This window comes from Azospirillum aestuarii (assembly GCF_016632405.1).
GTDB classification, from domain to species: Bacteria; Pseudomonadota; Alphaproteobacteria; order Azospirillales; family Azospirillaceae; genus Azospirillum; species Azospirillum aestuarii.
The window spans coordinates 512741-537480 of record NZ_JAEPIV010000002.1 but is presented as its reverse complement, the minus strand read 5'-3'; the positions used below and the strand labels follow the sequence as shown (position 1 = coordinate 537480).

Annotated in this window: 19 protein-coding genes; 9 read left to right on the top strand and 10 right to left on the bottom strand. The window is 71.5% G+C overall.

The genetic code is table 11. The annotated features are described in order from the left end of the window. Nucleotides 1–5: 5 nt before the first annotated feature. Nucleotides 6–2963, bottom strand: coding sequence for a PAS domain-containing protein (locus tag JJL56_RS07155; protein ID WP_200484725.1), 2958 nt, complete (start codon nt 2961–2963; stop codon nt 6–8). Nucleotides 2964–3540: 577 nt separating this feature from the next. Here JJL56_RS07155 and JJL56_RS07150 point away from each other — a divergent pair. The 4 genes from JJL56_RS07150 to JJL56_RS33900 all read left to right on the top strand — a co-directional run bounded on the left by JJL56_RS07150 (nt 3541) and on the right by JJL56_RS33900 (nt 9479). Further along, on the top strand, nt 3541–5220 hold the full coding sequence (locus tag JJL56_RS07150) for an ATP-binding protein (protein WP_200484722.1): 1680 nt from the start codon (nt 3541–3543) through the stop codon (nt 5218–5220). Nucleotides 5221–5285: 65 nt separating this feature from the next. Beyond that, a complete protein-coding gene (locus JJL56_RS07145; RefSeq protein ID WP_200484719.1) occupies nt 5286–6314 on the top strand; it encodes an amidoligase family protein in 1029 nt (342 codons plus the stop codon). A 10-nt stretch (nt 6315–6324) separates the two neighbouring features. Continuing rightward, the gene (locus tag JJL56_RS07140; protein ID WP_145622950.1) at nt 6325–7038 is read left to right on the top strand and encodes a gamma-glutamyl-gamma-aminobutyrate hydrolase family protein; all 714 of its coding nucleotides are present in this window, start codon (nt 6325–6327) and stop codon (nt 7036–7038) included. A 122-nt stretch (nt 7039–7160) separates the two neighbouring features. Continuing rightward, on the top strand, nt 7161–9479 hold the full coding sequence (locus JJL56_RS33900; protein ID WP_200484717.1) for an ATP-binding protein: 2319 nt from the start codon (nt 7161–7163) through the stop codon (nt 9477–9479). 59 nt (nt 9480–9538) lie between these two features. Here the strand turns inward: JJL56_RS33900 and JJL56_RS07130 are convergent, their stop codons facing one another. Then, nucleotides 9539–9976, bottom strand: coding sequence for a hypothetical protein (locus JJL56_RS07130; protein ID WP_200484714.1), 438 nt, complete (start codon nt 9974–9976; stop codon nt 9539–9541). A gap of 317 nt (nt 9977–10293) precedes the next feature. On the opposite strand from JJL56_RS07130, the gene JJL56_RS07125 reads away from it, so the two are divergent. Further along, nucleotides 10294–11877, top strand: a complete 1584-nt coding sequence (locus JJL56_RS07125; protein WP_200484711.1) for a phospholipase D-like domain-containing protein — start codon at nt 10294–10296, stop codon at nt 11875–11877. Nucleotides 11878–11898: 21 nt separating this feature from the next. On the opposite strand, the gene JJL56_RS07120 is transcribed toward JJL56_RS07125, so the two are convergent. The 4 genes from JJL56_RS07120 to JJL56_RS07100 all read right to left on the bottom strand — a co-directional run bounded on the left by JJL56_RS07120 (nt 11899) and on the right by JJL56_RS07100 (nt 15473). Then, complete coding sequence (locus JJL56_RS07120; protein WP_247890969.1) at nt 11899–13206, bottom strand: methyl-accepting chemotaxis protein; 1308 nt, start codon at nt 13204–13206, stop codon at nt 11899–11901. A 275-nt stretch (nt 13207–13481) separates the two neighbouring features. After that, nucleotides 13482–14222 carry an OmpA family protein gene (locus tag JJL56_RS07110; RefSeq protein WP_345772552.1) on the bottom strand — a complete coding sequence of 247 codons (741 nt, stop codon included), beginning with the start codon at nt 14220–14222 and terminating at the stop codon, nt 13482–13484. A 26-nt stretch (nt 14223–14248) separates the two neighbouring features. Then, on the bottom strand, nt 14249–14719 hold the full coding sequence (locus JJL56_RS07105) for a DUF4398 domain-containing protein (protein WP_145622945.1): 471 nt from the start codon (nt 14717–14719) through the stop codon (nt 14249–14251). 229 nt (nt 14720–14948) lie between these two features. Beyond that, the gene (locus JJL56_RS07100; RefSeq protein ID WP_145622943.1) at nt 14949–15473 is read right to left on the bottom strand and encodes a hypothetical protein; all 525 of its coding nucleotides are present in this window, start codon (nt 15471–15473) and stop codon (nt 14949–14951) included. A gap of 220 nt (nt 15474–15693) precedes the next feature. Between JJL56_RS07100 and JJL56_RS07095 the strand changes: the two genes are divergently transcribed. After that, a complete protein-coding gene (locus JJL56_RS07095) occupies nt 15694–16359 on the top strand; it encodes an NnrU family protein (RefSeq protein WP_145622942.1) in 666 nt (221 codons plus the stop codon). A 77-nt stretch (nt 16360–16436) separates the two neighbouring features. Further along, nucleotides 16437–16706 carry a DUF2934 domain-containing protein gene (locus JJL56_RS07090; protein ID WP_137139772.1) on the top strand — a complete coding sequence of 90 codons (270 nt, stop codon included), beginning with the start codon at nt 16437–16439 and terminating at the stop codon, nt 16704–16706. Between the two features lie 10 nt (nt 16707–16716). Here JJL56_RS07090 and JJL56_RS07085 read toward each other — a convergent pair whose 3' ends face one another. Both JJL56_RS07085 and JJL56_RS07080 read right to left on the bottom strand, forming a co-directional pair. After that, complete coding sequence (locus JJL56_RS07085) at nt 16717–17454, bottom strand: hypothetical protein (protein ID WP_247889230.1); 738 nt, start codon at nt 17452–17454, stop codon at nt 16717–16719. Between the two features lie 34 nt (nt 17455–17488). Further along, nucleotides 17489–18538: a Do family serine endopeptidase gene (locus tag JJL56_RS07080; protein ID WP_345772551.1), complete on the bottom strand. Its 1050-nt coding sequence runs from the start codon at nt 18536–18538 to the stop codon at nt 17489–17491. A 524-nt stretch (nt 18539–19062) separates the two neighbouring features. Between JJL56_RS07080 and JJL56_RS07075 the strand changes: the two genes are divergently transcribed. Then, nucleotides 19063–20046, top strand: a complete 984-nt coding sequence (locus JJL56_RS07075) for a protein phosphatase CheZ (RefSeq protein WP_145622939.1) — start codon at nt 19063–19065, stop codon at nt 20044–20046. 43 nt (nt 20047–20089) lie between these two features. Further along, a complete protein-coding gene (locus JJL56_RS07070; protein WP_247890968.1) occupies nt 20090–21328 on the top strand; it encodes a pentapeptide repeat-containing protein in 1239 nt (412 codons plus the stop codon). Between the two features lie 85 nt (nt 21329–21413). Here the strand turns inward: JJL56_RS07070 and JJL56_RS07065 are convergent, their stop codons facing one another. Next, nucleotides 21414–22823 (bottom strand): heme biosynthesis protein HemY, encoded by a 1410-nt coding sequence (locus JJL56_RS07065; RefSeq protein ID WP_145622935.1) that lies wholly within the window; start codon nt 22821–22823, stop codon nt 21414–21416. Beyond that, the gene (locus JJL56_RS07060) at nt 22820–24679 is read right to left on the bottom strand and encodes a COG4223 family protein (protein WP_145622933.1); all 1860 of its coding nucleotides are present in this window, start codon (nt 24677–24679) and stop codon (nt 22820–22822) included. Before JJL56_RS07060 ends, JJL56_RS07065 begins: the two co-directional genes overlap by 4 nt. Nucleotides 24680–24740 lie beyond the last annotated feature (61 nt).

Genomic DNA, 24740 nt, shown 5'->3' with positions numbered 1-24740 from the left:
TCTGTTTACGCCGCCCCGGCGCTTGCCATCATCTTGCGCAGGTCGTTGGGGAAGACCGGCTTGTGCAGGATGCTGAAGCCGTTGCGGCGGGCCTCGTCCAGCCGTTCCGGGGCGGTGTCGCCGGTCAGGATGATGCCCGGCACGTCCTTGCCGACCAGACCCTGCACCGCGGCCAGGGCTTCCGGCCCGGTCCGCCCCTGCTGGAGTTGATAATCGGCCAGCACGATCTGTGGGCGGCGCCCGTCGGCGCGCAGCCGTTCCAGCGCCTGATCCCCCGACCGTGCGGTCAGCACGCTGTAGCCCCAGCCCTCCAGCATCGCCTTCAGGCCGAGCAGGATGATCGCCTCGTCGTCGATGACCAGCACCATGCCCTTGGTCGCGCAGTCGTTGGCGGCCTGCCGGAAGAGGTCCATCGCGGGCGGCGGGACGGCGGCGCGTGGCCTCTCCACGACGACGCGCGGCATCTCCACCGAGAAGACGGAACCGATCCCCTCCTTCGAGCGCACGCGCACGCGGTGGTCGAGCAGCTTCGACAGGCGCTTGACGATGGCGAGGCCGAGGCCCAGACCGCGGTCGCCGCTGCCCTGGATCTGGGTGAACTCCTCGAAGATGTCCTCCAGCCGGTCGGCGGGGATGCCGACGCCGCTGTCCCACACCTCGACGCGCAGCCGGTCGGGGCCGCTGCGGCGGCAGCCGATCAGGATGCGGCCCTGGCGGGTGTAGCGCAGCGCGTTCTCGATCAGGTTGCGCAGGATGCGCTCCAGATGCGACGGGTCGGTGCGCACCCAGGCCCGCGTCGGGACGGCGCGCAACTCCAGCCCCTTCTGGGCGGCCCGCGGCGCGTATTCGGCGACCAGACGGCCCAGGACCTGTCCCAACCGGACCTCCACCGGGTTGGCGGCGATCTTGCCGGATTCCAGCCGCGACATGTCGAGGAGGCCGTCCAGCAGACCCTTCAACGTGTCCAGCGCCTGGCGCATGTTGTCGAGCAGCGGCAGGCTGGGGTGGCCCTGCAGGCGGTCGCCCAGAGCGGCGGCGAAGAGGTAGAGCGACTGCACGGGCTGGCGCAGGTCGTGGCTGGCGACGGCCAGGAACTTCGACTTGCCGGCGGCGGCGTGCTCCGCCTCCTCCCGCGCGCGGCGCAGGTCGGCCTCGGCCTGCTTGCGGCCGGTCACGTCCACGGCGGCGCAGGTGATGCCGGCCAGCGCGCCGTCCGGGCCGCGCAGCGGGTCGATGGTTATGTCGTAGAAGTGTTCCTGCCCGGCGTGGCGGATGCGGACTTCCTCGCGCACGCCCTCGCCGGTCTCCAGCGCCCGGCGCTTGATGGCGGTCAGGGCTTCGGCGTCGGCGGCGTCCTCGAACACCTCGAAATCCGTCTTCCCGACGACGCGCTCCGCCGTGTAGCCAAGGGCGGGGTTGTGCATCCAGGTGTAGCGCAGGGCGCAATCCTGGTTGAAGACCACGACGCCGGAGTTGCGCAGCGCCGTGCGGAAGCGCTCGTTGGCGACGCGCAGCGCCTCCTCGGTGGACTTGCGCTCGGTGATGTCGATGCCGGAGACGATCAGGTGGGTGATCCGGCCGTCGGGTCCGCGCATCGGGGTGACCCGCATCTCCATGATCGCCGCGCGGTCCCCGGCGATGCGCACCGGCGCGTCGAAGCGCGCGGAGTCGCCATCGGCGGCGCGCTCCACCGCCGTGCGCAGGCGGTCGCCCGCGGCGCCGGCGAAGGCGCGCCGGCAGGCCTCGTGGAAGGGGTGACCGACGATCTGCTCGACCGGCAGGCCGGCGGCCTGGACGGCGGTCTGGTTGACCTGAAGCACGTCGCCCGCCGGGCTCAGCACGCCGATGAAGGTCGGCAGCGCGTCCAGGACGGCGCGCAGATGCTCCTCCGAGCCGCGCAACGCGCGCTCGCGGGCCTCCAGCGTCTCGGCCATGGCGTCGAAGGCGCGGCCGAGCTGGCCGATCTCCGACTTGCGGTCCACCAGACCGGCCCGCGCGCTGGAATTGCCGGCGCTCCACCCCTGGGTGGCGCGGATCAGCGCCTCGACCGGGCGGCGGATGAACAGGGTGCCGCCGATCCAGGCGGCCAGGATGGCGACCAGCAGCCCGGTCAACGTCATCAGCAGGCCCTGGCGGGTAGCGCGGTCGATGGTGCCGGCCACGGCGGTGTGGTCGAGCCCGACGCTGATGAACAGGTCGCGCGTGCCCTGGCGGGACGGCGAATAGGCCAGCACCCGCGCCACCCCGTCCATCCCCGGCAGGGTGGTGACCCCGCCGCGCGGTTCGCCCAGCAGGTCCAGATAGGGCCGAGGCACGCGCTCGCCGCGTTGGGCGATGCCGTTTGGCAGCTTGACCAGGATGGTGCCGTTGCGGTCGGTGACCAGCAGGCTGGCGTTCTCGGGCAGGGGGCGCGCGGCGAAGTTGGTGGCCAGCCAGGGCAGGTCGAGGCCGAGCGTCACCACCCCGGCGACCGCGCCGGACTCGTCGCGGAAGGGAACGGCAAAGGGCAGCATGGCCGTGCCGGGCTCCGCCGCCGGGCCGGGGGTCGTCCATTCGCCGACGACGAAGCGGCCTTCCTTCAGCGCGCGGCGGACGTAGGGAAGGTCGGCGGCGGCTGGGGCGCTGTGGGGTGTCGCGCTGCACAGAACGGCGCCGTCGCGGTCCAGGACGGTCAGGTTGCGGTATTCGGGAGCGCGTTGGGCCAGCCGGATCAGATGGGCCTGGCATTGGGCGTGGTCGCCGGAGCGCAGGGTGGCCGATTCCGCGATGGAGGTGACCATCAGCCGCGCGCCGTCGACGATCCGCGCCTGCTCTCCCTCGACCAGATGCAGCAGGCGTTGGGCCTGGGCCGCGACTTCCTCGGCGCGTTCCGCACGGAATTGGAACACGCTGTAGGCCTGGATGCCCAGGGCCGGCAGGACGGCCAGAAGCACCAGCAGGAAAAGGCGGGCCAGCAAGGTCATCGTGTCACAGGCTCCCATCGGGCGGGAAAGCAGCCGGAACCAAAAGTCCGCTATCGTTTCGCCTGTGTTCCGAATAACCTTTGCATGGTTAAATCGCAGTTAATGCCGGGTGTTTATTTCCTTTCGGACCGGAAACTTGCTGGGTTTTCGCTGGCAATAAAGGGGTAGCTTGGCTGGAAAGCTGACGATTTACTTCTGCATTTCTCCTAAAATTTTTGGGTTTCCTGCTATCGAAGGAGGTAATCACCAACACCTTCGATTGACGGGCGGATGCCGGTCGGTACCGGGTGCCGACCGGTCGCCGGATTGCAACCCCTGCGGCAGGTTGCCCATGGTGTCCTTCATCGCGTCCGGCGGACCACCCGCGCCGCCCGTGGCGACTCCTGAGCGGATTCCCTAAAATATTTCTCACAACCCCTTGGCGAATGTTAACCTTGGGTGGATGGAATCCTCCGCCACAATCCACGGTCAATGCGGAACGCGCGGCATCCCCGAGCCGGATCGCCCGCTTCCAGCGGAGGACGGGCGTGCTACAGTGCGCACCCCGCTGCTCCGCCCGCCGCTCCGGAACGCCCGCTTGCCGTCGAAGTCCCATCATCGTCCGCTGGTTCTTCTGGTGCTGGCCGCGCTGCTGCCGCTGGTTGTCCTGTCCGCGGCTCTCGGCGGCGCTTGGCTGCGGGGGCAGCAGAGCGCGATGGAGGCCAACGCCATTGCGCTGGTGGACCGTCTCTCCGCCCTGGTGAACCGGGAACTGTCCGCGCAGATGGACGCGTTGAAGGCGGTGGCGGCGTCGCCCCTTCTGGACGGCTTGGCCGCCGACGGTGAAGTTGATGCCGTGGCCTTCTTCGAATACGCCGAACGGGTGCAGGGCGCGCTTCCGCTGTGGACGACCATCGTTCTCAGCGATGTCCAGGGAAACCGGCTGGTCGACGCCCCCTTCCTGGTGGGTGGTGTCAGGGGCAAGGTGCTGGACATGGACAGCCACCGGCGCGTGGTGGAGACGGGCAAGCCGGCGGTCGGCACGATCCTGCGCGGTCCGCGCGGCAGTCATGCCTTCCCCATCCGCGTTCCGGTGACGCGCAACGGCGCGCCGTTCGCCGTGCTGTCGGCGGTGGTGATGCCGGAAGGATTCCAGAGCCTGCTGTTCGGCAACAGCCTGCCACCGGGCTGGATCGCCGCCATCATCGACGCCGAAGGGCGTGTGGTGGCGCGGGCCGGCGGCGATCCGGATATGATCGGGCGGCAGGCCAGCGAAAACGCGCTCCGCGCCCGCCGCGCCGCCGACAGCGGCGTCTACGACGGGATGAGCCTGGAGGGCACGCCGACGGTGGTCGCCTTCCGCACGCTGCCCGACTATGGATGGTCGGTTCACTTCGCCATTCCGTTGGACGCCTATCGGGCGCCGGTCTCCAACGCGCTGTGGCTGGCCGGGGCGGGGGTGCTGGCCAGCCTGACGATGGCCGGCGCCTTCCTGTGGCTCCTCGTCCGCGAATTGCGGCTGCGCCGCCGCCAGGAGGCGGCACGGGAGGAAAGCCTGCGGTTGGAGGCTCTGGGCCGCATGACTGGCGGCGTCGCCCACGACATCGCCAATCTGCTGACCGTCGTGATGAGCGGCCTCGCCGCCATCCGCAGCCGTCCCAACGACCCGGAGCGCATCGCCCGCGTGCTGCCCGAGATCGAGGGTGCGGTGGCGCGCGGGCAGGCGCTGATGCGGCAGATGGCCGCCTTCGGCCGCCGCAGCGTCTACGAGCCGGTGCCCTTCCGTCTTCAGGACCGCAAGGCGTCGCTGGAAGCCCTTCTGGCGCGCTCCGCCGGCAGCGCGGTGGACACCGCGCTGATCGTTCCGGACGACCTCTGGTCCATCCTGGCCGATCCGGACGCCATGGAGGTGGCGCTGCTCAATCTGGCGGTGAACGCGCGCGACGCCATGACGGACGGCGGCACGCTGACCGTCATGGCGGAAAACCGTGGCCTGCCGGGCCGGCGGGGCGACGACACAGGGCTGTCCGGCGATTTCGTGGCGCTGGCCGTCCGCGACACCGGAACCGGCATCCCGCCGGAGCATCTGCGCCGCATCTTCGAACCGTTCTTCACCACCAAGCCGGAGGGGAAGGGAACCGGGTTGGGGCTCAGCCAGGTCTTCGGCTTCGCCCGGCAGTCGGGCGGGACGGTCACGGTGACCAGCACCGTCGGGTCCGGCACCACCGTGACGCTCTATCTGCCGCGGGCCTGCGAAGGCGCCCCCCCGTCTCACTGACGCGGCCGCGGTGAATCGGGGCGGCGCGGGAACCGCCCCGCGGCGCGCCGTGTTGAACGGGCGCCATGGACATCGCATTCCGCACGCCCCCCCATTCCACCACGACGGACGGCGCCCCGCGCACGGTCGGCGTGGAGGTCGAATTCGCCAACCTCGACGCCCCGTCCGCGGCGGCGGTGGTGCACCGTCTTTACGGCGGCGCGCTGGAACCGGAAAGCCCGCACCGCTGCCGGGTGACCGGCACGCGGCTGGGCGATTTCGCGGTGGAGCTGGACATGCGCTCCGCGCATCCCAGCAAGGCGGAGGCCGAAAAGTCGGAAGCCGGCAAGGCGCAGGACGATGAACCCGGAGCGCTGAAGAAGGCGGTGGGCAAGGCGGTGGACGGCGCGGTGGAGGCGCTGCGCCCCTGGTGGGGCAACATCGGCAGCCTCGTCATGCCCTTCGAGATCGCCGCCCCGCCCATTCCCCTCGCCCGGCTGGCCGAGTTGGAACCCCTGTTCGCCGCCCTGAGCGCGCAGGGGGCCGCCGGCACGGACGCCAGCCCGCTGTTCGCCTTCGGCCTGCATCTGAACCCGCAGGTGGCGCGCACCGACGGGGAGTATGTGCTGGACCATCTGAAGGCCTTCCTGCTGCTGGCCCCCTGGCTGCGCCGCGAGATCCGCGTCGATCCGACCCGGCGCCTGACCGGCTTCATCGCCGCCTTCCCGGTGGAGTACGCGGTGAAGGTCGTCGATCCCGCCTACCGTCCGGATCTCGACGGGCTGATCGGCGACTATCTGGAGGCCAACCCGACCCGCAACCGCGAGCTGGACCTGTTCCCGCTGTTCGCCCATCTCGCCCCGGAGACGATGGCGGCCAAGCTGAACGACCCGCATGTGCGGCCCCGCCCGACCTTCCATTACCGGCTGCCGAACGCCCGGCTGGGCGACCCGGACTGGAGCCTGGCCCAGGATTGGAACCGCTGGGTGGCGGTGGAGGAGCTGGCGGCGGACCGCGACCGGCTCGACGCGCTGGGGGCGGATTTCCGCGCCTTCGCGGCGCGCAAGGCGCTGGACGGGTGGGCCGCCGAGGCGGGCCGGCGGCTCGCCGTCTGACGGGGGCGACATGGCCGCCTTCATCGCACGGGGACGCCCCCTGATCGGAGTCACCGCGTCGGTGCACGGCAGCCGCATCGCCTGGTGGGCGAACCGTCTGGCACTGCGCCGTGCCGGGGCGCGGGCGGTGCGCATCACGGCGCGCGATCCCTTTCCCATCGAGCGGCTGGACGGGCTGGTGGTCGGCGGCGGCGACGACATCGACGCCGCCCTGTATGGCGAGACCGCCCGCCCGAAGATGCGCATCGACCCGGAGCGCGACCGGCTGGAGCTGTGCGCGCTGGACGGCGCGGCGGCCCGGCGGCTTCCCGTGCTGGGCATCTGCCGGGGCTCGCAGATGATCAACGTTCACCGCGGCGGCTCGCTGCTCACCGACATCCACGAGGTGTACGAGGAGGCGCCGCGCCTGCGCACCGTCCTGCCGCGCAAGCGCGTCCGCATTGACCCGCGCAGCCATCTCTACCGCATCCTGGGCATCGCCGAATGCCGGGTCAACGCGCTGCACCATCAGGCGGTGGACCGGCTGGGCGACGGTCTGCGCGTGGTGGCGCGTGAATCGGTGGGGATCGTCCAGGGGATCGAGGCGATCCGCCACCCCTTCCTGATCGGGGTGCAGTGGCATCCCGAATATCTGGTCGCCGACCCGCGCCAGCAGGCGCTGTTCCGCACTCTGGCCGCCACCGCCGCCGGAACCGCCAGCCTGGAGGACGCCGCCACCCTGTAACCGTCTCCTTGACTGTCCCCCTTAACTGTTCGTTGTGCCACCATTTCCCTCGCGCGCGGAAGCGGCTATCCTAACGATCGGGCCTAACGATCGGGACGCCGCAACGGCGGAGGGGCACGGGCGTGACGGAGAAACAGGCGGGCCGGCGGCTTCGGCTGCACACGGTGACGATGCTCACCGCGCTGGCCACGGCGTTTCTGATGGCCGGGCTGACCCTCGGGGTGGGCGGCGCCTTCGTCCGGGTGCTCGACCTTGCGGAAGAGGCGGACCGCGCCATCGTCCCCCAGATCGCCCGCCAGCACCAATACGCCGTCTTCGCCGCCCGCATGGGCCAGCTCGCCGAGGCCGTCCTGCGCTCCCGCTCGCCGGAGGAGCGCGCCGGCGCCCTGGCCGAGGTGGAGGGGGTGTCGCAGCGCTTCGCGGCGGATGCGGCGGCCCCGGAGCTGCTGCAACGGCTCGAACAGGCCATCCAGGCGGTGCGCCGCACCGCGGAGCGGGCCGATGCCATCGACACCCTGGCGGCCCAGGCCATCGCCCTGCAGCAAAAGGGGGACGAGGCGTTCCTCAGCCTGCTGCGCTCCGGTGCGCCCCTGGCGGTGCAGGAACCTTACCACCGCGCGCTGGAGGCGCTGGCCGCGGGGCTGATCGCGGCGGACACGGTGCGGCTCGCCCGGGAGGTCGCCCGCTTTCACGAGCACGCCGCCGAGGTGGTGAACGCGCTGATCCCGCTGGAACCGGGGGAACGGGCGCCGCTGGCCCGCGCCGCGCGCGACCTGGACGGGCTGGGCGAGTTGTTCACCCTGCGCCGGACCATCCTGTCGGAGGCGGGGCTGATGGGGCTGGAAACGGAAATCGCCCACGGCGTGCTGAACGATCTCAGCGGCAGCCTGACCGACGCCGCCGCGACCAACACCCGGCGCATCGCCGACACCCTGACCGATCAGGCGCGCAGCGGTCTGTGGATCGTGCTGATCGGGCTGGGCATCGCCTCGGCGGTGCAGACGGTGCTCTACGTGCTGCTGCGCGTCCATGTGGTCCGCCCGATCCGCCGCGCCTCGCAGGCGCTGGCGATGGTGCAGCGGGAACGCCGGACCGTCCGCCTGCCGTCCGCCCTGTTCGCGGAGCTTCAGGCGATCTCCACCAGCGTGGAGCGGTTCGGCACGGCGCTGGTGGAAACCCACGCCTACGCCGAGGCACTGAAGGCGGGGGAGGAACGGATGCGCGCGATCCTGGCGGCCTCGCCCTTTCCCACCGTGATCGCGCGGCGGTCGGACGATTCCGTCTTGTTCGCCAACCCGCAGGCCGAGGCGTTGTTCGGGACCGAGGGGCCGCGGCTGGCGCTGACGCGCAACGCGCGCTTCTTCGCCCACCCGTCCGACGCCGCCCGGCTGTCCCGTCTGGTGGCCGAACAGGGGGCGGCGAGCGACTTGGAGATGGAGATGCGCACCGCCGGGGGCCGGCCTTTCTGGGCGATGATCTCCGCCGTGGAGATTCGCGACGTGGACGAGCCGGCGATTCTCATCGCCGTCAACGACATCACCCTGCGCAAGCGGTCGGAGGAGGAGACGGAGGCCGCCAAGCAGCGCGCCGAGGGTGCCCTGGCCGACCTGCGCGACACCCAGGCCCACCTGATCCAGGCGGAGAAGATGGCCTCGCTCGGCGGGATGGTGGCGGGGGTGGCGCACGAGGTGAACACGCCGGTGGGCATCGCCCTGACCGGCATCACCCACCTGGCCGACCAGACCCGCAAGGTCGTCCGCGGGGTCGAGGCCAACACGCTGCGCCGCGCCGACTTCACCGGCTATCTGACCACCGCGGGGGAGGCGTGCCGGCTGATCGAGACCAACCTGAACCGCGCCGCCGAGCTGATCCAGAGCTTCAAGCAGACGGCGGTGGACCAGACCAGCGAGGAGCGGCGCCGCGTCGATCTGGCCGCCTATCTGGACGACGTGCTGACCAGCCTGCACCCGCGGCTGAAGCAGACCCCCCATCGGGTGGTGGTGGACTGCCCGGCGGGCCTGTGGGTGGACAGCTATCCCGGCGCGCTGTTCCAGGTGCTGACCAACCTGACGATGAACGCGGTGGTCCATGCCTATCCGGACGGGCGGGCCGGCACGCTGACCGTCGCCGTGACCCGCCCCGGCCCGCAGGAGGTCGAGCTGCGCTTTTCGGACGACGGCTGCGGCATTCCCGCCGCCCATCTGGGGCGCGTCTTCGATCCCTTCTTCACGACGCGGCGCGGCGAAGGGGGCAGCGGGCTCGGCCTGCACATCGTCTACAACATCGTGACCACCCGCCTGCGCGGCAGCATCCGGGTGGAAAGCCGGGAGGGCGGCCAGGACAGCGGCGGCACCTGCTTCGTCCTGCGCTTTCCCGCCGAGGCCCCTCCGGCCGTGGACACCGGCGGACCGGCGGCGGTCAGGCCGGAGCCGGTGGCCTGAAACGGAAACGGGCGCGCCGGAGGTCCCGGCGCGCCCTTCGCGGCAAACCTTGAAGGCGGTTACTTGCTGCCGTCCGGGCCGCAGTTCGGGGTGCCCGGCGGGCAATGGGTGCCGGTCGCGGTCTGGTTGTCGCGGGCCGGGTTGCTGCTGGTGGCGCTGCCCATACCCGACGGCGCCGTGGTCTGGCCCTGCCAGGTGCCGCCCGAAGAGCCGCTGCCCATGGTGCCGCTGCCCATGGTGCCATTGCCCATGGTGCTGCCCGACGAACCGGGCATGGTGGTCCCCGGCATGGTGTTCATGGTGCCGGACGAGCCGGCGGTGCCCGGCGTGGTGACGCTGCCCGGCGTGGAGCCTGGGCCGGAGGTGCTCAGGCCGGTGGACGGCGAGGTGGTGGTGCTGGGAACGGTCGGGCTCACGGCGGTGCCGCCCGACTGGGCGACGGCGGAGCCGGTCATCAGGGCGAGGACCGACGCGGCGGCGATCAAAAGGGTACGCATCCTCATCTCTCCATCTGGTGGTGGCGCCCTTTGGCCGGGCGCCCTCCTGGCGGGGGTTCGGGCGGGGATTCAGTCCGGCGCCCTGCGGCGCGCCCGTCCCCCATTCGCCCATCCCCAACAGGAGGCCCGGCGCATTGTTTCGGAAAAACCGGACGGTCATCCCGATCTTTCGGCGAGCGGGACGGCCTTCGCCCAACGCGGCCGGGTGCCCAATCAGAGGCCGGGAACCGACGATTCCGGAGCAGCCGGGCGCCCCGCGGAACAGGTCGCCGCCAGAAGAGTTGAGGCAAGCACCGCTACGTCACGTCGAGGCAGGAATGAGCGAACATCGGGATGCGGCGGAGCTTGCCGGGGCGCGGCCCATCCTGCGCCCCGGCGCCACCTGCTGGCGGACCGAACGCGCGGACCGGGTGGCCGTGCTGGTCGACGGCGCCGCCTTCTTCGCCGCGGTGCGCGCCGCCCTGCTGCGGGCGCGGCGATCGGTGATCCTGCTCGGCTGGGACATCGATCCGCGGATGCGCCTCGACCCCCACGACCCGGAAACGCTGGGTGATTTCCTCTCCCGCCTGATCCATCACCGCCCGTCGCTGCAGATCCATGCGCTGAAATGGGACATGCCGTTCCCCATCTCGCTGGAGCACCCGCACGGGCCGCTGGAGCGGCTGAACCGGCGCACCGGACCGCGGCTGACGCTGGAGCTGGACGACGCCCTGCCGGTGGGCGCGGCGCAGCACCAGAAGCTGGTGGTGGTCGACGACGCGCTGGCCTTCTGCGGCGGCATCGATCTGGCCGGCGACCGCTGGGACACGCCGGAGCATCGCGACAACGACCCGCGCCGCCGCTGGCCGACCGGGGAGCTTCACGCGCCGCGCCACGACGTGATGATGGCGGTGGACGGACCCGCCGCCCGCGCGCTGGGGCTGATGGCGCGCGAGCGCTGGGGCCACGCCACCGGCCAAGCCCTGCCGCCTCCGCCGCCGGAGGGCTTTTCGGACGGGAGCGCCGACCCCTGGCCGGAGGGGCTGCACCCGCTGATCACCGACGCGGCGGTGGGCATCGCCCGCACGCTTCCCGACTGTCTGGCCGGCCGCCCGGTCCGCGAGAACGAGGCGCTGACCTTCGCCGCCATCGCCGAGGCACGCCACAGCATCTATCTGGAGAACCAGTATTTCGCCTCCTTCCGGGTGGCCGAGGCGCTGGCCCGGCGGCTGCGCGAGCCGGACGGGCCGGAGGTGGTGGTCGTCGTCCCCATGGAAAGCCCGAGCTGGTTCGACCGCATGGCCATGGACACACCGCGCGGCGTGGTGCTTCAAGAGCTGCGCGCCGCCGACCGTCATGGACGGCTGCGCGCCATGACCCCGCTGACCAAGGGCGGCAACGGCATCGTCGTGCATTCCAAGCTGATGGTGGTGGACGACCGGCTGCTGCGCATCGGGTCGAGCAACCTGAACAACCGCTCCATGGGCTACGACACCGAATGCGATCTGGCGGTGGAGGCCCCACCGGGCGACCGCAGCACCGCCAACGCCATCGGTGCTGTCCGCAACCGCCTGCTGGCCGAGCATATGGGCGTGGACCCGTCGGAGGTGACCGCCGCCGTCCGTGCCACCGGCCGTCTGGTGGCCGCCATCGACCGGCTGAACAAGCCGTCCGGGCGCCGGTTGGCGCCGCTGCCCGACACCGACCCCGGCCTGACCGAGCAGGCCTTCGCCGCCCTGCGCATCGCCGATCCCGACCGTCCGGAAGAGGCTTGGGCCGTGTGGAAACGCATGCCCCCGGCCCCGGCGCCCGCCCGCTCCCTGACCCGCGCGGTGGGGGCGGCCCTGTTCACCGCCGGGGCGATCGCCGGGGTCTACGCCGTCGCGCGGGCGATGGTCGAGACCGAGCGCGGCGACCGCTGAGCGGAGTGCCGCAAATGTCGGTCAGGCGGCGCGCTTACGGCCGTCGGACAGGCCGCGCAGATCCTCCTCCAGCCCGTTCAGCCGTGCCAGCCCGCCGCTGATCGCGTCCAGCTCCCGCCGCAGCCCCTCGGGCACGCGCAGGTCGCCGGCGAAACCGGACAGGGTGTCGGCCAGCGTGTCGCCCAGCCGGTCCAACTCGCCCATCAGCCGCCGCTCGTGACCGGCGACGTCCTGCTGGCCGGCGCTGAGGCTTTGCAGGCGGTCCGCCAGATCGGACAGCAGCGCGTGCTCGGCGGCCACCTTCGCCTGGGCGTCCTGCCCGGCGATCTGCTGGGCGATCGCCTGCTGCATGCGGTCGATGCCCTTCTGGATCACCTGGATGGCCTCGTTCGACTGGCGGGCCAGATCGCGCACCTCGTTCGCCACCACGCGGAAGCCGTGGCCGTATTCCCCGGCCCGCGTCGCCTCGATGGCGGCGTTCAGCGCCAGCATGTTGGTGGCGGACATGATGCGGGTGATGGCGTTCACCGAATCCTCCAACGCGCGGGATTCCGCGACGATCTGCTCGAACCGCGTCAGGTCGGAGGTCGCCTCCGCCCGGCGGCGGTCCAGATGCTCCTGAAGGTTGGCGAGAAGCGCGCGGTTCTCCGTCGCGCCACGCTGAGCGTCGTCATGGCGGCCGGCGATCTGCATCCCGCTGTCGCGGATGAAACCGAGCAGAGCGGCCACCGCGTCCTGCGTGTCGGACAGCCGGCCGCGCAGGGCCTGCACCTCCCGCTCCGCCTGGTCGAGCGCCGCGCCGACGCGGGCCTTGGCCAGTTCCACCGCCTGCGGCACCTCGGCGATGGCGCGCTCCGCCTCCGGCGGGATGCCCTGGGGGCGGCGCGCGAAGGCCAGCCGGGCGGCGCACAGGCTGCCGAACTCGTCCAGCGGGCCGTCCATGCCGTTGTCGCGCAGCAGGCGACGCCAATCCTCCGAATCCCGGTGCAGGGTGACGAACAGGCGGTTGGCCTCGTCCGTCGTCAGCGTCTCGCCGTCGAAGGTCAGACGCTCGTGCGGGATGAAGTTGAAAAGCGAGGTGACCATGGTCCGCCGCGTTTCCAGCACCCAATACTGGACGACCATCACCACCATGATGGTGACGATCATGCCGAGCGCCGCCGCCGGCCCCTCGGGCACGCCGAAACGGTGCAGCGTGGCGTTCCACAGCGGGTTGAGGAGAACCACCACCAGGATCACCGGAAGGCCGATGATGAGAAGAAGCAAAGCCTGCGCCTTCAGGAATCCCTTGCTGAGCATCGCCCCCTCGTCACCCTGTCCAGTGGTCATTCCAAATCCCCGCGCAATCAAAAGGACGCTTCGGCCATTTGTGTTCGCGCATGGTAAAACCACACACCATAAAAGGTAAAGAAAGATTGAGTTTGCCTTGCATTCGAGACAATTTTTCTCGGAGAGCCGAGGCTCGGCCGTAATGGCGGTGCGGCACGGGCAAATCAGTTCGGGAAAAACGGCCTGAAATCGGGCCGGAATCGAAGCGGGCGAGCCGTTTCCAGCCCGCCCGTTCCTGGTCATGCGCGATGTGCGTCAAATGGCAGTATGGCCTGTCAGGAGCGCGTCTCCGCCACCGCGCCCGGCTCGGAGATCACGATGTCCACCCGCCGGTTCTGCTGGCGTCCCGACTCCGTGCTGTTGGAGGCGACCGGCTGGGCCGACCCCAGCCCCTGGGCGGCGATGCGGCTGGGGTTGACGCCGCGCGCGGTCAGCGCGTCGCGCACCGCCATGGCCCGCTCCTCGGACAGGCGCAGGTTGGTGGCCGACGAGCCGGTGGTGTCGGTGTAGCCCTCGATCCGCACGGTCCGTTCCGGGTTGCGCTGGAGGAAGTTGGCGAGTTCCCCCAGCCGCGCGTCGGCGCCGGAGGTCAGCCGGGCGCTGCCGGTGGCGAACAGCACGTCGCCCAGCGACATCACCAGCCCGCGCTCCGTCCGCTCCGCCTGGAGGGCGCGGATCTGGTCCTGGAGGCGGTAGGTCTCGGCGTTGGCGACGACCTGCTGCGCCCCCTTCATCGCCGCCACGTCCTGGGCGATCTGGAGCTGCCGGTTGGCGAGATAGGCCTGATGGTCCATCTCCGCCGTGTTGCCGTCGCTGCGCGCCTGCTCGCCGCGCTGCAGCGCCTCTTCGGCGCGGCGCAGCTCCAGCGTGGCGTTGCTCGCCAGCTGCGGGTTGGCGGCGGCGCCGGAATAGGACTGGCGCGCCTGGGCCAGGGCCGGGGTGTCGTCCGGGGTGGCACAGGCGCCGAGCGACAAAGCGACCACGCCGAGCGAGGCCAGGGCCAAGCTTTTCCTCACCGTTTGGGCCTTCCTTGTGGTGTGCATCACGGCGTGCCCTCCAGCGTGCGCGGGGAGTCCCAGGTCGAGGTTCCGCTCATGCCCGACGGGGCCAGGGGAGCGGTGGCGGACGCGGCGGGTGTCCGGCCTGCAGCGCCCGGCATACCGGTGTTGGGCAGGCCGGCGTTGGGGTTGGCGAGCGTGCGCACCGCGCTGGCGGCCTGCTGCGCCGTCGCGCGCTGCGAGCGCACGGTGGCGAGTTCGGCGTCGGCCTGCGCCTGCTCGGCGAGGCGGCGGGCCTGGGTCCGCTCGTCCTCGCGCATGGCGGCGTCGGCGGCGGCCAGCTTCTCGCGGGCGGACTGGAACTCCGCGGGGGCGTGCTGGAGGGCGCCAGCCCGTTCGGCCTGCTGGATGGCCTGCGCCGAGGCTCCGAGCTGGGCGGTCGGCGGCGGCACGCTGCCGGCGCAGGCGGCCAGACCGACCGACGCCGACAGGATGACAGCGGCCCTCCATCCCACCCTGGGCCATCCGAATGTCGAAGTGCTGTTGCGGTTCATGCTGCGGCTTCCCGAATGACCGCGGCGCACGGCCGCGGGAGAGTGAACGCCGCTCCAACGCGCCGCCGGGTGGAAAGTTCCTTGTCCGCACATCCGCGCCGGGAAACGCCCCGCCTGCGCGCAAGAAGACGGCCGGGGGAGTGCCCCGGCCGCAAGGTCTGCCTGGATGGGAGGGTGGATGGGGAGGGGCTTACTTCTGGATGCCGATGACCTGCTGCTGGGCCTTGTTGCCGATGCCGGCGGAGAGGTTGGAGACGGTGCCGAGGTTCTGATTGAACAGGGCGCCCGGCGCGCCGAACTGCATGGCCTTGACCTGCTGCTGGGCGGTGTTGCCGATGCCGACCGCGCTGTTGCTGACGGTGCCGGCGTTGCTGTTGAAGCCGCCCAGAGCGAAGGGCGCCTTCACCCCGCCGCCCATCCCGCCCGTCTGGACGCCGAAGACCTGCTGCTTGGCCTTGTTGCCGACCCCGGCGGCGAGGTTGGAGACGTTGCCCAGGTTGGAGGCGGTGCCGAAGGGACCGGCCAGCCCGCCGCCGGCCTGCACGCCCATCACCTGCTGCTGCGCCTTGTTCTGGATGCCCGCGGCGGTGTTGGAGATGACGCCCAGGTTGCTGGCGTTGCCGAGCGGGATGCCGCCGGTCATCAGGTCGCCGGCGAAGGCCGGGGCGGAGCAGAGCAGGACGGCGGCGGCGGCGATCAGGGTGGTGCGGCGCATGGTGTGGTTTCCTTCCGGTGTCTGGGGGAGTTGGCTTCTGGGGGAGTTGGCTGCCGGTTCCGTCTGCGTCGGGGCCCGGCCTGTTCGATGACCGGACAGTACGCCCCGCCGCCCATCCCCGCTGTGGCCTGCGCCACACTCGGGTGCGGTTTGCTTTCAGCGCCGCATATTTGACGTTCATCAAGACTCCATCCGGCAAAGCGGTGTTTTCTCCGTCCCCATGACCACCGACCTTCTCCTCGCCGCCCTGTTCCTGTTCGCCACCCACGCCGTGCCGTCCTGGCCGGGGGTGCGGCCGTGGCTGATCGCCCGGATGGGGCGGGGCGGATTCGTCGCCCTGCATTCGTTGGGCTCGCTGCTGGCGCTCGGGCTGTTCGTCTGGGCCTACCGCGAGGCCGGGGGCGGGGAGCCGCTGTTCGTTCCCGCCGGATGGGCGGCGCCGCTCGTCGTCGCGCTGATGCCGTTGTCCTTCCTGCTGATCGCCGCCCGCCTCACCAGCAAGGCTGGCGAGCCCGACGCCCCCAACCCGCCGCGGGGCATCTACCGGATCACCCGCTTTCCCGGCAGCATGGGGCTGCTGCTGTGGGCGCTGCTGCACCTGCAAGCCACCGGAGACGGGCGGCGGGTCGTGCTGTTCGTCGCGATGGCCGCCATCGCCCTGTTCGCCATGGTCAAGAACGACTGGCTGCTGCGGCGTGGTGCTGCCGGACGGGACTACCGCGCGGAGACTTCCGCGCTGCCCCTCGCCGCCATCCTGGCCGGACGCCAGCGCTTCCGGCCCGGAGAGATCGGCTGGGGCCGTGTTCTGGGCGCGCTCGCCGCCTATGCCGCGATGATCGCCGTGCATCCCTGGCTGTTCGGAGTCAGCCCGCTCTATTGGCTGTAGCGGGAAGGTTTGCGGCACGCCGCGCCGCTCCGCCTGTTGACGGTCATGAGAACAGACCGCCGAGGAGGGACAGCGCCATGGAGCATCACACCGGCCCCGACGACCCCCGCGTCCGCGAGCGCGCCCACGCCATCTGGGAGCGGGAAGGGCGTCCCGAGGGGCGCCACATCGAGCATTGGCAGCAGGCCGCCCGCGAGATCGCCGAAGAGGACGCCGTCCCCGGCCCGGAATCCGGCCTCCAGACCCCCGACAGCGCCAGCGAGCGCGCCCTGCACGAGGCCGCCGAGCATCTGCGCGGCGTGGACGCGCACAGCCACCACCGCCAATCGTCTCCGGCGGAAGGCTGACGGCGGCCCGTCAGTCCTCGTCGTCCAGGGACAGCTGGCGGACTTCCAACCGGGGATCGGGCCGTTGGGAACTGGGTTGCGGCAGCGGGCGCGGCTCCGCAGCCCGGCCCGCGACGGGCGGCGGCGCGGGGCGGGCCGGGCGCAGCGGCTTGTTCACCGCCCCCCGCGGTCCGATGCTCGGCTCGTCGCCGAAGTCGGGCAGGGGCGGGCAGCGGTCCATCACCGCGCGCATCAGGACGGCGACGCGGTCCGTCTGCTTGCGCAGGCCCTGCCCGCGCTCCCCCTCATAGAGCGGGTCGTCGAGGAACTTGCGGATCTCCATCAGCGCGCGGTACTCCACCCCCACCGTCTCGTGGGTGCCGATGGGCAGCGCCTTGACCCGCGCGAAGGTGTTGAAGAAGCCGAGGCTCTCCTCCACGAACAGGATCACCATGCGGGCGTGCAGGCGCTCCAGCGCGGTGGTCATCGGGCCGATCAGCTCCTCCATCTCCGACGGGGCGGCGTCCAACCGTTCCTGGGTCACCGCGGCCAGCGAGAAGAAGTCGCGCACCTTGCGGGAGAATTTGCGGTAGCGGCCCATCCCGCCGACCGACACGCGCTCCCGCGCCGCCGTCGCCAGTTCCGCGCACGTCTTCAGCATGTCGTCGAGCCGCATCAGCATGCGGGCGACCTCGCGCTGGCGCTGGGCCGCACTGACCATGGGGGCGGGCGGTGCCTGCCGGCGGGGAGGGGAGGGGCGGCCGATCATCAGACCATGGTTATCCTGATCCGGTTCGCCGGGTCTAGTTCGCCGTGCGGACGTTCAGCACCCGTTCGCTGCCACCGCGCAGGACGGTCACCTGCAGGGGCGTGCCGGCCCGCACCAGACCCATGCGGTTGCGGAAGTCGGTGGCGCTGCGCACCGGCCGCCCGTTCACCGCGGTCACCACGTCGCCGCTGCGGAAGCCGGCGCGGTCGGCGGCGGACCCGCGCTCGACCTGGGCGATGACCGCCCCGGCGTCGCCGGCCAGATTCATGCTGTCCGCCAGATCGGGGGTCAGGTCCTGGATGGCGACGCCCAGCCGGCCGCGCCGCACCTCGCCATACTCGACCAGCTGCTCCATCACCGAGCGGACGATGCTGACCGGCACGGCGAAGCCGATGCCGACCGACCCGCCCGCCGGGCCGATGATGGCGGTGTTGATGCCGACCAGCTCCCCGTTGAAGTTCACCAGAGCGCCGCCGGAGTTGCCGGGGTTGATCGAGGCGTCGGTCTGGATGAAGTCCTCGTACCCCTCGATTTTCAGCCCGCTGCGGCCGAGCGCCGAGACGATGCCGGAGGTCACCGTCTGGCCCAGCCCGAAGGGGTTGCCGATGGCGACCAGGAAGTCGCCGACCTTCAACTGGTCCGAATCGCCCCAGGTCAGGGCGGTCAGCTTCTCCGCCTCGATCTTCAGCAGCGCGATGTCGGTCGCCGCGTCCCGCCCGACCAGCTTGGCGCGCAGGCGGCGCCGGTCCTTCAGGGTGACGGCGATCTCCTGCGCGTTCTCCACCACATGGGCGTTGGTGATGACGTAGCCGCGCCGCGCGTCCACGATGACGCCCGACCCGGCGCTGACCTGCGGGCGGGCCTGCTGTTCGGGGACGTTGAAGAAGCGGCGGAAGAAGGGGTCGCGCAGCAGCGGATTCTCGGCCTGCGGCGCCCGCGACAGGACGGCGATGTTGACGACGGCGGGGGTGACCTGCTCCAGCATCGGCGCGATGGTCGTCACCCCGGTGACCCCGGCGGGCAGGGCCGCCGACGCGGGGGCCAGCCCGGCGCCCGGAACGCCGATCCCCAAAAGCCCGGCCACGCACGCCGCACTCGCAAACCGAAGCGCCGCGAACCGAAGCGTCGTCCTCATCGGCATTTTGTCCCCGTTCCTGTTGTTCCGAACCGCGCTCCTGCGGTTTGTGCCCGTCCGGGCTTGGCATGCCGGGCTTGGCGTGCCGGGCTTGGCGCGGCTGATGTGGGCAAACGGCGCCCTCGGGTCAAGCCTGCGCGCCCTTTGCCCCACCGCGCGCCGCGTCGGAGCAGCGGAGTATAGGGCAGCGGCGGCGGCGGGAGAATCCTCAATGCCGCGACGCGGCCTTCTTTCCCGGCCTCATCCGATGATTGACCTCCATGCGCGTCCTCCATGAATGGTTGCGTGACGGCGGGGTGCGTCATCGCGCTCCGCCCATGACTTCATTAAGACTTTGTTCAGCGGGATCTGCGAGGCAGAGGTGTGAAGGATTTGCCTGAAATCCAGGCCATGTCTGGTGTAACCTCAGTTTTCCCAAGACGTGCTTTTCTCCATGGCGGATTCTCAACAGCGGCCCGCCGACGGTGACGACGATGAGCGATGTTCCTCTGATGGAACTGACCGAGCATGACTACCTCCAGATGGAAGAGGCGCTGTCGCAGACCGCGCGCGGCCGCGCGTTCCTGCGCATGCGCGACCGACGATCCCGCGTGGTCGCGGTGGACGAGTTCCACCGGCTGACCGGCGCGCTGGAGCAGCAGATCAACCGGCTGCGCGGGGTGGAGCACGGCGCCTTGCCCCGCCCGGCGCCGGGCGGCGGCATGGGTGCCGGTTTGGGGGATGGCCTGCAGCTTCAGCAGGAGCTGATGTCGATCACCCAGGTGGTGCGCGAGACGCGCAGCGACATCGCAGCACTGCGCCCCGCCGACACCGGGTCGAACCGCATCGAGGCGGCGACCGGCGAGCTGGACGAGATCGTCGCGGCGACCGAGCGGGCGACCACCGACATCCTGAACGCCACTGAGAAGATCCAGGAGATCACCCAGGGCATCCCGCGCACCGATCCCGACATCGCGGAGATGGTCGACGCCATCGACGCCTGGAGCATCGAGATCATGACCGCCTGCGCCTTCCAGGACATCACCGGTCAACGCACCACCAAGGTGGTCAACACGCTGCGCTACATCGAGCAGCGCGTGAACACGATGATCGAGATCTGGGGCGTCGACCGCATCGCCACCGCCTCGGAAACCGCGTCCATGGGCGAGGGGGCGTCCCACCGCAAGCTGGGCGACACCCGGCCCGACGCGCATCTGCTGAACGGCCCGCAGCTCGGCGGACCGGAGGTTAGCCAGGACGACATCGACGCCCTGTTCGACACGCTGGCCACGCAGATCCCCCAGGTACTGGAGCGGGCCGAGCCGGCCGAGGCGCCCGCACCGCCGCCGCCCTCTCCGCCGCCGCCTCCCCCGCCCGCCGCTGCGAAGCCGGCCCCGCGTCCCGCCGCCCCGGCGCCCGAACCGACGGGCGGCGGCAGCGAGATTTCGCAGGCCGACATCGACGCGCTGTTCGCCTGAGGCGCCGATGGCGAACGACGGCTCCCACAAGTCCCGGATACGCTTGAGCCAGGAGCAGCTGGACCGGGTGTGCGAGCGCCATGTCCGCTTCACCGAGGGGCGGCCCAACGGCGCCCGCGCCAACCTGCCCTTCTTCGACCTGACCGGGCTCGACCTGTCGGGCCGCAACCTGACCGGCGCGCATTTGTCGGGCGCCATCCTGCGCGACGCCAGGATGCGGGGAACCATCCTCGACCACGCCGACCTCTACGGCGCGGACCTGCGCGGCGCCGACCTGTCGGAGGCGCGGCTCTACCGCACCGACATGCGCGGGGCGAACGTGCGCGGCGCCATCCTGGACGGCGCGGTGATGGTGGAGGTCGACCTGCGCGACGGCAGCGTCGCCAACCGCAGCGCCTCCGGCGAGCTGAAGGTGGTCGGCTTCGAGCCGGGACCGGCGGACATGGCCTCGGCCAAACTGACCAACGCCGACATGGCGCGGGCCAAGCTGTCGGGCAGCTTCGCGCGGGCGGCGGACTTCACCAACTCCCGTCTGTCGGGGGCGCGGCTTCAGCGCACCGATCTGCGCGACTGCAACTTCTCCGGCGCCGACCTCCAAGGGGCGGACCTGAACGGCGCCGACCTGCGCGGGGCAAAGCTGGACGGCGCCAAGGTGTCGGAGCTGGACCTCGTCACCTCCATCCGCACGGACGAGGAGGCCGCAGTCGCCGCCCAGACGCCCCAGCCCATCCCGGAGCCGGACGAGGACCCGGCGGCGGAGCCCGCCCATCCGGCGATCCCGGCGGCGGACATCGAGGTTCTTCTGCACCAGCACCTGCTGTGGCTCGGCACCAGCGGCCAGAAGGGGCGCCAGCTCGACCTGACCGGCCTGAACCTGGACGGGGCGGACCTGTCGGGCAAGGTTCTGACGCTCGCCAAGGGCTCCGGCGTCCGGCTGCGCCACGCCCGGCTGAACGGCGCGCAGCTCCAGGCGGCCCAGTTCGACGGCGCCGATCTGCGTTCCGCCGATCTGCGCGGCGCCGACCTGCGCGGTGCGAAGCTGGACCGCGCGATCCTCATCGACGGCTGCCTGGACGGGGCCAATCTGGGGATGCTGCTGATCAGCGCCGGAGCGAAGGTGATGCGCGCCTCGCTGGTGCGCGCCCGCATGGCCGGCGCCTCGCTCAGCGCGACGAACATGAAGGGCTGCGACCTGACTCTGGCCGACCTGACCGGCTGCGACCGCAGCGGCGCGATCTTCGACGAGGCCATCCTGGACGGCGCCCGGCTGGGCAACGCGTAGGGTTCGGAGCCGCTTCACCGCAAAGAAAAAGCCCCTCCCCGGCGGACCGGGAAGGGGCTTTTTTCTTGCTGCGACCGACGTGGGGCTAGGTAGCTCCCTGCGGGGCGATCTGGCCTCCGGGTGCGACGCCCGGCTGTCCGGTGACGGGCTCCGTCGCCTGATGGGTGATGACCGTCGGCGCGGCTTCCGGGCTCATCAGCGACATGCTGACGGTCGGGGCCTTCCATTCCAGGCTGTCGAAGGCGCCGCAATGGCCGCACAGGCCGCCCCAGCTCGGGCTGACCGCGTTGCAGGCGGTGCAGGTCCAGGCCGCGTCGGCCGGGGCGTTCGCCGCCTGGGCCAGCCAGGCGCGCGCCGCCTCCTCGTCCTGCCGCTCCGCCCGTTCCAGCTCGGCCAGGAGCTGGAAGACGCGGCGGGAGGGCCGCATCTCCAGGGCCTTGGTCAGATGGGCGCGGGCCTCGCCCCACAGCTGGGCGTCGAGGGCGGCGCGGGCCACGGCGAGCAGCGACTCCACGTCGTTGGGGGCGTGGTTGCGCAGCTTCTCGAACAGCTTGACGCGGGTCATCGGGTCGTAGCTCGACACCACCTCGCGGTAGGCCGAGGTCAGGTCCGGGTGCGGGTTGACGCGCCAGCAGCGCTCGATGGTCTTGGCGGCGTTCTTGTGCTTGCCGATGGCCATCTGCAGCCGGGCCGCGCGGGCCGCCGCCGGGACGAAGCCGGACAGCAGATCGTGCGCCGCCTGGGCGTGCGACAGGGCCGAGTCGGAGCGGCCGCGGCGCTCCGCCTCGAAGCTGCGCTCCAGAAGCAGGGTGGCGCGGTGGCGACGGCCGTCGTCGGGGTTGATGGCGCCGGCCTGCACGGCCTGCTGCAGCGTGCCCTCCGCCGCCGCCCACTCGCCCGAGCGGGCTTCCAGGTCGTACAGCGTGCCGAGCAGCCAGGGCGTGTTGGGCTGGAGCGACTGGGCGCGGCGGGCGAGCTGCAGCGCCTCCACCCGGTCACCGGCCTTCAGCGACTGCGTCAGCAGGCCGCGCAGGCCGAGGAAGGCGGTCTCCGGCCGGTCGAGCATGGCGGTGAAGTATTCCTTCGCCGCGCGGTCGTCGCCCTGGAGCTGGGCGGCCTGGGCCGACAGCAGCATGGTCAGCGGCGGCTCGTTCAGCAGCCCATCGGCCTTGCGGGCCATCTTGCGGGCGGTCGTGGCGTCGCCGGCGGCGACGGCGACCATACCGCGGGTCAGTGCCTGATAGCCGCGCTCGCGCCGGCGCGACCGGCGGTAGCGGCCGAAGTTGCGCGGCGCGCCGAGGATGGCGCGGGCCAGCCGGTACAGGACGATGCCCGCCATCAGGGCGGCGACGCCGATCAGGATGGCGATGCCGAAGCCGGTCTCGACGACGTAGCCCTGCCAGTTGATGGCGACGGTGCCGGGGTGGTTGGCCAGCCAGACCGCGATCGCGACGACGATGGCGACCTTGATGATGAACCAGATGGCGCGTGTCATTGGGCCGCTCCCTTGACCCCGGCGGACTGCGACAGCAGGCCGATGGCGCGGTTGGTGAGCTGCTGCCCGGCCTCGTTGGCGGCCAGACGGGCCTTGGCGTCGGCGATCCACGGGGCGGCGACCTGCGCCGCCGGACCCTTCAGGGCCGCCAGCTCGTTGACCGCGCCGCCGAGATTGCCGGCCTGCAGCGCGGCTTCGGCGCGGGCGACCACCGCCGAGGCGCCGTCGCCGACCGCGTCGCCGCCCGCGCGGCGGACGGTGACCAGCGTGGCGATCTTGCCGGTGACCTGCTCCACCCAGTCGTTGCCCTCGCCCTGGTTGTCGGCGCGCACGATGTCGGACGCCATGGCGGTGAAGCGGTCGGTGAGCTGCGGCTGCGTCGGCACGCCCTTGGCGGCGTAGCCGGCCACGGCCTCCAGCGGCTGGGTCACCTGCGCGTCGCCCGACGCCACGGCGCGGACGGACTGGAGTTCCTGCTGGAACGGCTGCCCGGCGGCCAGCGCGGAGCGGAGCTGCCCGGCGGCGAGCACCAGCGCCTGGGCGGCGGTGGCGGCGTCGCGGCGGGATTCCACGGCCTGGTTGACGGTGGACAGCTCCTGCTTCAGCGCGTCCACGTCCTGGCGGATCTGCCCGGCGGCCTGGACCTCGCTGCCCACCGCGTCGACGCGCTGCTGGACTTGGCCGAGCTGCTCGGTCAACTGGGCGATGCGCGGATCGGGCTCGGCCGGGGCGGCGGCGGCAGCCTGCGGACGTTCCTCAAGTTGCTGGATGCGGGTGGCGAGCTGGCCGACGGCATTGTCCAGCGTCTGCTGATCGATGCCGGTGGCGGCCGCGTTGCCCTCGGCCGGGGCGGCGGGGCGCTGCTCCAGCGTGGCGAGGCGCTCGGACAGCTGCTGGATCTGGTTGCGCAGGGCCGGGTCGGGCTGCGGCGCGGGCGCCGTGGCGACCGGAGCGGCGGGGCCGCCAGCGGTGGGCCAGCCAGGGACGCGCGGGCCCCACCAGGGCTGCGACAGGGCGGCGGCGCCGACCAGCAGGGCGATCAGCGACACGGCGGTGGCGAAGCCGGCCCCGGACTTGCGCTCCTCGCGCGGCGCCTCGTAACGCGGCGGCTCGTAGGAGGAGGCGGTGTAGGCGGGGGCGGGGGGCTCTACCGGGGGCGGCGTCTCGCTCTTGACCGCGTCGGCCTTGAAGGGGTCGGCCTTGAACGAGTCGGACGTGAAGGAATCGGCCTTGGCCTCTTCGATCCGGGTCTCCTCGACCTTGATTTCTTCGCCCTTGATCTCTTCGGCCCGGATCTCCTCGCTCTTGATCGTCTCGGCCTTCACGTCACCGCCGGGCAGCGTGTCCGCAACAGGCGGCAGGGTGGAGGGGGGCAGGTCCGTGGCCGGGACCGGGCCACCGCCCGGCAGCGTGTCGGCGCCCGGCAGGGTGTCCTCAGTCTTGTTGGACTCGGTTTGGGCGGGCTCGGTCTTGAACGGTTCGGCGCTTCCGGGGAGGGGAGCGGCGGAGGCGATGATGGCGGCGTCCGGCGGCAGCGGCGTCACCGAATCGGCGGCGTCGGGAGCGTTGCGGTCCTCGCTCGGCGTGGCGGCTTCCAGGTCGGCTTCGCTCAGCTTGATCCGGTGCTTGGCGGCGGAGACGCGGAGGTCGGCATGGCGGGCCAGCGGGATGGCGCCGCGCTTCTTCCAGCCCTGCACCGTGGTAACCGGGATGTCCAGCTTGTGGGCCATCGGGCGGATGCCGCCGAAGCGTTCGATGATGCGTTCGACGGCGGGGCCGCCGGGCGTCTGGTTCTGGTCGGACGGCGTGTGGCCGTTCGGGTCTGCCTCGTGTTCGGAGCCTGGGCGAGAGGTCATTGGGTGCCTTCTGGTCGCAGTTGTTCTCAACGAACGCCACACAAGCCCCAAGCGGATGCGC